General features: G+C 58.7%; 1 protein-coding gene. It reads right to left on the bottom strand.

What is annotated here, in order from left to right:
• Positions 1-246, bottom strand: a 246-nt coding sequence (locus QP415_RS13340) for a hypothetical protein (RefSeq protein WP_306559703.1), incomplete at its 3' end; no start/stop codon positions are given.
• Positions 247-259: the final 13 nt, after the last annotated feature.

Here is a 259-nt window from a genome sequence, read left to right on the forward strand (position 1 = left end):
GGTGCGGGCCCGCGCTTGATCGTTGTTACCGGCGAAATTGATCCGCAGGTTCGCCCCGCTCTGGACGTTCTGGCGAATTCTGGCGTGGAAGTTCACGAGGTTCAGGTTCGAGTGATGTCCAATGGACGCGTTTTCCTTGATGTTGTGCCCGTTGGCTCGCGCCTGTACATGCACTCGCCAGCCCTGTTGTCCCAAGGCTCCCAAGGCATCAGTGAAATCACGGCTTCCCTCGATGACTCCGGCCATGATGCGTCAGCAT

The organism is Pauljensenia sp. UMB3104, assembly GCF_030217285.1.
In the GTDB taxonomy this organism is placed as follows: Bacteria; Actinomycetota; Actinomycetes; order Actinomycetales; family Actinomycetaceae; genus Pauljensenia.